We start from the raw sequence: 6,264 nt of genomic DNA on the forward strand, positions 1-6,264 counted from the left end.
CTGCTGCCCAACGGCAGCGCCAACCGCGTGACCCTGCCGCCCGAACGCACCATGCTGCCGGATGACGACATCCGCGCGGCCTGCGAACGGGTACAGGGTCTGCGCGCTCCGGAGGTGTGCTATGCCTGCGACCAGGCGTTCCAGGAACTGCTGGGCACTCTGGTGCGCCCGCCGGCCGAGGAAGGCGACGCCCGGGGCGAACCCGGGCTGAACGACACCGGCGTGATCGGTGCCCTGGTCCCGCTGGCCGAACGCGGGACCCAGCTGCTCATCTTCAACGTGATCGCCAGCGAACTGCGCTGCACCGAGATCGAATACCTGACCGATTTCGACCCCGACCGCCTCACCTACCCCGGATCACGCGGGGCGATTGCTCCGCGGATCTGGGAGCTCTATGAACAACACTTGGCGAGCCTGCACGCGCCGCACGAATCAGACCCAAAATAGGTATTCTCTTCCCACAGTCTACCCGACGCACACCCAGCGACCTCGGAGGCCGCTCAATTCAAAAATTCACTCCAGCTGGAAATCCGCAGCTCCCCACCGCCTCCACCAGCATGACCCAATGCCTCAGAACTATAAAAGAAGCTAACATTACCATGGGTCATTGGGCCGTCAATTTTAGCACCGACTACGGAACCAAGAATCGCACCGGTCCCTCCAGCCCTAATCCGCCCACCATCGCGCACTAAGACAAGCCCAGAGAAACATTGATTACCCGAGTCCATATCCAACTCACCACCATCGAGGATCACAATCCCACCGGCATCACCATCCAGCTTAAGGGTCTCGCCCTCTTCAGCAACCCAGGTTCCATGCTGATCGGTAATTTCCCGCTCACCACTTTCCCCCACGCCCATTGCGTTAGCTTTATGTTCCGCAATCCGCTCGCCTATATATGACCTCCTATCTTCAAGTGACTCCCCATAACGCTCCTCATAGTCTTCCTCGCTTCTCACCTTAGAGGGGTCACCCTCAAAATCCAGCTCGCCGCCTCCCCCCGAACTTTCTTGCACGTCTCCTTCAGGGAGAATCAGCCCAGCCTGAGAAGCAAGGTTCTCACCTTGATCATCTACTGCTCGATCCGGTGCCCCTCCCTGCGTATCGCAAGCATTTGGCTGACTCAGATCGTCCGGATGCGGCGCAACATAATCGCGACCGTCGGCTGCAGAAGAAGCCCCACCCGAAGGGGCCTTAAAGACGCAATCTTCACCGTCTTCACCGTCTTCACCGATACACTCAAATGCCCCTCTCGACCCGAAAGGCATACCCCCGACTGACTCAAGCACTATGGCGACTGATGCGCGCGCAAGAACACTCCCACCATGCAAGCTATAACCATCCACTACTATTCTTGATTCAGACTCGCCGACAGATGACTCAGTCAAATTAACGCGAAAAAACCCGAATTCGCCGAATTCAGGGTCATCATTCGCGCGCGGCTCATCCGTATGAAAGTCATACGCGTTAAGCGCCTCCTTCAAATCTTCGTCCGACCGTAGCTGACCGCCGCCGCCCAGATAGGAGTTGAGGTCATGAAAAAGTTTCGCAGAACCCGCTTCTGCGGCGTTGAAGGCATGGGCCTGGTTATTGGTATTGGACGTCATTCTTTCCTGCATATGCCCTGACGACATGCTGAGCAACGTGACGATTGTCGCTACGGCCAAAAGGATCAGGCCGACGATCAGCGCTGCGCCATCCTGGCGTGAGCTGTTCAGTTTAGGGGGGTGCTTCATTTTGTTAATCTCCTTACAGGTATTCGCCTGCGTTACGTCCAACCCTGCCGCTCGATACAATCCCGTGCACCGATCAATCGTCATCGTCGCCTCCACCTGCCGCGGCTGAGATTGCAGACTGCCGTACGGTCGCCATGAATTCCGTACTCAGACCGCTTCCGACCATTTGCATGTCGACCTGGACAGAACGCACATCTGTCCAGTCGTCAACAGAACCGTAGTCCTCAAGCTCATCCGTGGCGTTCCAGTAGTCGTCGCTGGCCTCGCCGTACCGAAATACGAGTTGCGACACCCCATCCACCAGATCGCCGGTCGTGTCGGGCGTGTCACTAATATCGCCGGGGTCATCATAGACGTCGCAACGTAAGGCCTCTCCAGCCAAGAGGAACTGGTTGGCCTGAGTTTCCACGGCGTCGGGATCTCCGTCTGCGTCACGGACTTCATCGCCCAGACAGTTACGCACCCCATCGCCGGCGCTCCCCGACAACAGGACCAAGAGCTCACCGTCCTGGCCGGAGTTCTGGATTTCTTCGGCCTGGCGCACAACCCGCATGATGGTGTGCGAGGCGAAGCGGAACGCTTCCTGGGCGTTATCCAGATCCGTGGTCGTGCGATAGGTTGTCTGGTTGGAAACGAACACCGTGATCACGCCGCCGACCAGGAGAAGCCCGAGAACCAGCGAGATCATCAGCTCAATGAGGTTGAAGCCCCGGGAACGTCTCAGCCCCGGTGCTTTCCCGTTATGGCGGGGTTTGTTTTCTGCAAGCCGAGTCATCAGTCACATTCCAGATTGGGTACGCGGGCGTGGTGAGTAAACTGCTCTTGCACTGTCTCGCCATCATCATCTTCACGGCGGCTGTCCCACTCGATGGTGATGGTGATCACCTCGCTGTCGGCAGAGACGGTGGGGTCCCAGCTGTCCTCGTCGGGGTCGCCAAGGGTTCCATCGTGGTCGTTCCCCCATTGCTCGACGATGGTGTTCTCATCACCGCCCTCAAGGTCGCCTCCGTCGTCGTAGACATCGCAGATTCCGGCCCACAGGCGCTCGACGAGATCACGTGACTGGATCACGGCGATGGTGCGTTCATAGCTGGTCTGGCTGCTTTGCAGGGAAAGCATCTGTGCACCGGCGAGGCCCAGGAGACCCACGGAGATGATGATGAGGGCCACCAGGATTTCGATAAGGGTGAAACCGGCCTGGGCCATCACCGTCGAGCGCGTTTGCCGCCCGCCCGATATACGAATGCTACGGGCCTTCATCAGCAATCTCCTTCAAGCACTTCGGCACGGCCACCAATGCCGAAGTCAACACAACGCTCGGCACGGCCACTGTTGACGTCGACGTCGAAGTCGTACCTGCTCAACGAGGTAGATCCTTCGACAACGCCCGCATTGGTAAACGTAACTGGGCCGTCCGGACCTCTGATTGCCACACCGCCGCGGACCGGGCCGCGAACGCGCAAAGTCTCGCCCACGCCCGGGTCCCGGACGACCCAGCCTGTACTCCAGTCGCTCGAATTGGAGCATGAGATATTATCAGGGTCCTCTGCGCCGGTGGTGTCGCTCGCGCAGATCTCGATGTCACGGCTGCGGGTGACGGCGGCACTGCGGGCTGCCTGTAGCGCGGTCAAAAGTTCGTTGGCCGTGCCCGCGGCGCGGTTCTGATTGGTGAGATTCTGGAAACCGGGCACGCCGACGGTGATGATGATGACCAGGACCGCCAGGGTCACCAGCAGCTCGATGAGGGTGAAGCCTCGTGCCACGGGCCTCGTGAGTCGTTGTGTGGGATTGGAGTTCATCGCCTAGTCCCAGCAGTTGTCGCCATCGGCCGTCCTGCGGCCGAGGTGGTCAATCTGCAGCCAGCCACATGCATCCTGGTTCTGGCCGCCCGTGGAGTCTGGATTAGCCGTCAGGGTGAATTCACGAGCATCGATATCATCATCATCGATCGTGTAGCGATCGATGTCCGGTGCGTCAGGACAATCATCGGCGTCGTAGGCGTTGTACTGGGTGTAACAGCGTTCCAGGGCCTGCGCGTACTGCATCAGCGCGGTCTGGGCATCGCCCCGATGGGCCTTGCGGACCTGGTCGAGGTACGCGGGATAGGCGATGGCCGCGATGATGGCGATCACGGCGACCACGATCATGAGCTCGATGAGCGTGAATCCGGTTTGACGACGCATGTCGGGCTTCCATGGGGAATTGGGTAATTCCAGTGAAACCCATTCCCGCCCGCCGGGCAAGGCTGTTCATGCGAACGGTTGTTTGGCCGGGCCGAGCGGTGGGTGTGTGGCGGGTATGGCGTGTCATGCGGGCGTGTGTGGACAGGGGGCGGGCTCGGTGCGCGGCCGGCCGGCGGCGTTGATGATGAGGTTTCTGCCGGCATGGCGGCCGCACAGGCGCAGGGTGCCCATCTGCAGGGCGCCGGAGTGGCGGCGTGATATGCCGGTGTTGCCGTAGCTCACGTAATGGCGGACCGGGGTGTTGCCGGCAATCTCGATGCCGCGCCCGGCCGGGAGGCTGGTTGCGCGCAAGATGTCCTCGGCGGATGCGGGCTGATCGAGGTGGTGGGGGTTGCGGTAGGCGATCCAGCCATGGCTCCAGTCGGTACCGGTGCAGGTGCGGCCGTCGCGGGAGGCGCAGAGCGTGACGGTATGGTTGAGGCGCACGGCTTCGCTGCGGGTGAAATGCAGCGCGGTGAGGAGCTGGTTGGTGGTGGCGGTCACGCGGCTGCGGTCCACCAGGGTCTGCAAGGAGCTTACGCCGACGGTACTGAGCGTGATGAACACCGCCAGGGCTACGAGCAGTTCGATGAGCGTGAGCCCGCGGGTCCGCGGGCGGTATGGGGTCGGGGTCACGTCGGCTCCTCCCTGAGTCCGGACATGGTTGCGGGCGTTTGGCTCGCCCAGGGTGGCAAGCTAGCGTGCGGGCGCCGTGGCTGCAAGGGCATTGTGGCGAGGCGCGGGCCCGGCGGGTTCGCGGGAACCCGGCACCCCGGGCGCTGCCTTATGGGGTAGAGCCGTGGAGTCACCCGGAGGGATGATGGCGAAGAACGTTCAGCAGATGGATCAGGCGCAGTTGCTGGAGCTGCAGCAGCAGGCCGCGCGGGAGGCGCGCCGGGACACGGTTTTCCGCGACGAGGCCCGGTCGGGCGTGCCCACGCCGGAGCTGGTGGTGATCCCGCCAGGAGAGCTCGAAATCGGTTCCGATGCGCGGGAGTTCGGCCGCCAGGAGCACGAGGGTCCGCGGCGGCTGGTGACGCTGGAGCGGCCGTTCGCGCTGGGCCGTTTTACGGTCACGCTTGAGGAGTGGCTGGCCTTCGAGGAGGCTACGGACCATGAGCGCTGGGACTGGCTGGTGCGGCCGAAGACGCCGCGCACGCCGATGTTCAACATCAAGCCGGCGGGAGTGCGCAAGTATCTGGAGTGGCTGAGCGAGGAGACCGGGCAGCGTTACCGCCTGCCGACCGAGGCCGAGTGGGAGCACGCCTGCCGCGCGGGGACGACCACGCCGTTCGCGTTCGGCGAGGTGGTGGGCTGCCGCGACGTGCATTTCAATTCGCTGTTCCCGTACGAGGAGCGGCGCCAGCGGCGCAAGTGGTACATCCCGGCGTGCTTTCCGCTGAACCGGCCGCTGGATGTGGGCAGCTTCCAGCCGAACCTGTGGGGGCTGTACGACATGCACGGGAACGTGCAGGAGTTCACCGCGACGCCCTGGCACGACAGCCACGCCAGCCTGCCACGCGACGGGGTTTACGGGCCGGAGCCGGACAACGAGTGGCTGGTGACCAAGGGCGGCTCATGGTTCGACCCGGCGGTGCTCACGCGCAGCGCCGCCCGCCGGCGCCGCAACGTGGACGAGATGGACACCAACCTGGGATTTCGCGTGCTGCGGGAGCTGGAGGGGTAGCGCCGGCGGTTCGTCGCTGCGCTTCCGGCGATTAAAGGCATCGTGCTCGGTCCGGCATCTACCCGCACCGGATGATGCGGACCGGGCGGGTCACTGCGAAGGATTTTCCCGTATCCGGGTCACCTCCTCGACTGACAACCCAACGATTTCGGCAATCGTGCGGTCATCCATCTCGGCAGAACGGATCAGATTGCGCGCGGTCTCGCGACGTCCTTCCTGAAGTCCTTCCTGGCGCCCTTCCTCGCGCCCTTCCTGGCGCCCCTCCTGGCGCCCTTCCTCGATCCACCGGTCGGGCCAGTGCTTGATCCGTTCGGCCAGCATGTCGTGTACCTCGTGCAAGTCCTGAAGGTCGTTGAACGGCGGCAGTTCCATCCCCGGTGCTCGATGCGGGAGCATCACCCGGCGCATCCACACCACGAACGAGCGCCGCAGCCCCGTCTGCTCCGGGGACCGCAGCCATTCCACCAGACGGCCCAGCACTTCCAGCAGATCCTGCTCGTTGCGGTTGTGCTCCAGCCGGAACAGCGCCGCCGCCACGTTGCGCGTCTCGTCCGACCAGTCGGGCGCATCCACGATCGCGCCCTCGTCCAGCAGCAGATAGCTCAGATCGGGCCGGTAA

Annotated in this window: 8 protein-coding genes and 1 pseudogene; 2 read left to right on the plus strand and 7 right to left on the minus strand. The window is 62.7% G+C overall.

The annotated features are described in order from the left end of the window. Positions 1 to 447 (plus strand): hypothetical protein (locus F787_RS0113730; protein WP_028492552.1); only part of this gene is annotated, 447 nt, incomplete at its 5' end. 53 nt (positions 448 to 500) lie between these two features. Here F787_RS0113730 and F787_RS16635 read toward each other — a convergent pair. The 6 genes from F787_RS16635 to F787_RS0113755 form a co-directional block, all read right to left on the minus strand. Further along, the gene (locus F787_RS16635) at positions 501 to 1,736 is read right to left on the minus strand and encodes a PilX N-terminal domain-containing pilus assembly protein (RefSeq protein WP_196801938.1); all 1,236 of its coding nucleotides are present in this window, start codon (positions 1,734 to 1,736) and stop codon (positions 501 to 503) included. Between the two features lie 73 nt (positions 1,737 to 1,809). After that, positions 1,810 to 2,511, minus strand: coding sequence for a PilW family protein (locus tag F787_RS0113735; RefSeq protein ID WP_028492553.1), 702 nt, complete (start codon positions 2,509 to 2,511; stop codon positions 1,810 to 1,812). After that, positions 2,511 to 2,996: a type IV pilus modification protein PilV gene (gene pilV / locus F787_RS16185; protein WP_051246164.1), complete on the minus strand. Its 486-nt coding sequence runs from the start codon at positions 2,994 to 2,996 to the stop codon at positions 2,511 to 2,513. The genes F787_RS0113735 and pilV overlap by 1 nt, the downstream gene beginning before the upstream one ends. Continuing rightward, positions 2,996 to 3,499, minus strand: coding sequence for a GspH/FimT family pseudopilin (locus F787_RS15805; protein WP_051246166.1), 504 nt, complete (start codon positions 3,497 to 3,499; stop codon positions 2,996 to 2,998). Before F787_RS15805 ends, pilV begins: the two co-directional genes overlap by 1 nt. 39 nt (positions 3,500 to 3,538) lie before the next feature. Next, entirely contained in the window at positions 3,539 to 3,919 is a 381-nt protein-coding gene (locus F787_RS0113750) for a type IV pilin protein (RefSeq protein ID WP_028492554.1), read from the minus strand. 123 nt (positions 3,920 to 4,042) lie between these two features. Then, entirely contained in the window at positions 4,043 to 4,594 is a 552-nt protein-coding gene (locus tag F787_RS0113755) for a GspH/FimT family pseudopilin (RefSeq protein WP_028492555.1), read from the minus strand. 184 nt (positions 4,595 to 4,778) lie between these two features. On the opposite strand from F787_RS0113755, the gene F787_RS0113760 reads away from it, so the two are divergent. Beyond that, positions 4,779 to 5,645, plus strand: coding sequence for a formylglycine-generating enzyme family protein (locus tag F787_RS0113760; protein WP_019021687.1), 867 nt, complete (start codon positions 4,779 to 4,781; stop codon positions 5,643 to 5,645). Positions 5,646 to 5,735: 90 nt separating this feature from the next. Here the strand turns inward: F787_RS0113760 and F787_RS17245 are convergent. After that, a pseudogene (locus F787_RS17245) lies at positions 5,736 to 6,264 on the minus strand (transposase); the annotation flags it as partial.

The organism is Thioalkalivibrio sp. ALE19 (assembly GCF_000428605.1).
Classification (GTDB): Bacteria; Pseudomonadota; Gammaproteobacteria; order Ectothiorhodospirales; family Ectothiorhodospiraceae; genus Thioalkalivibrio.

Coding starts and splice junctions, on each gene's coding strand:
- F787_RS16635 (WP_196801938.1), bottom strand. CDS start 1,736: ATGAAGCACCCCCCTAAACTGAACAGCTCACGCCAGGATGGCGCAGCG.
- F787_RS0113735 (WP_028492553.1), bottom strand. CDS start 2,511: ATGACTCGGCTTGCAGAAAACAAACCCCGCCATAACGGGAAAGCACCG.
- pilV (WP_051246164.1), bottom strand. CDS start 2,996: ATGAAGGCCCGTAGCATTCGTATATCGGGCGGGCGGCAAACGCGCTCG.
- F787_RS0113750 (WP_028492554.1), bottom strand. CDS start 3,919: ATGCGTCGTCAAACCGGATTCACGCTCATCGAGCTCATGATCGTGGTC.
- F787_RS0113760 (WP_019021687.1), top strand. CDS start 4,779: ATGGCGAAGAACGTTCAGCAGATGGATCAGGCGCAGTTGCTGGAGCTG.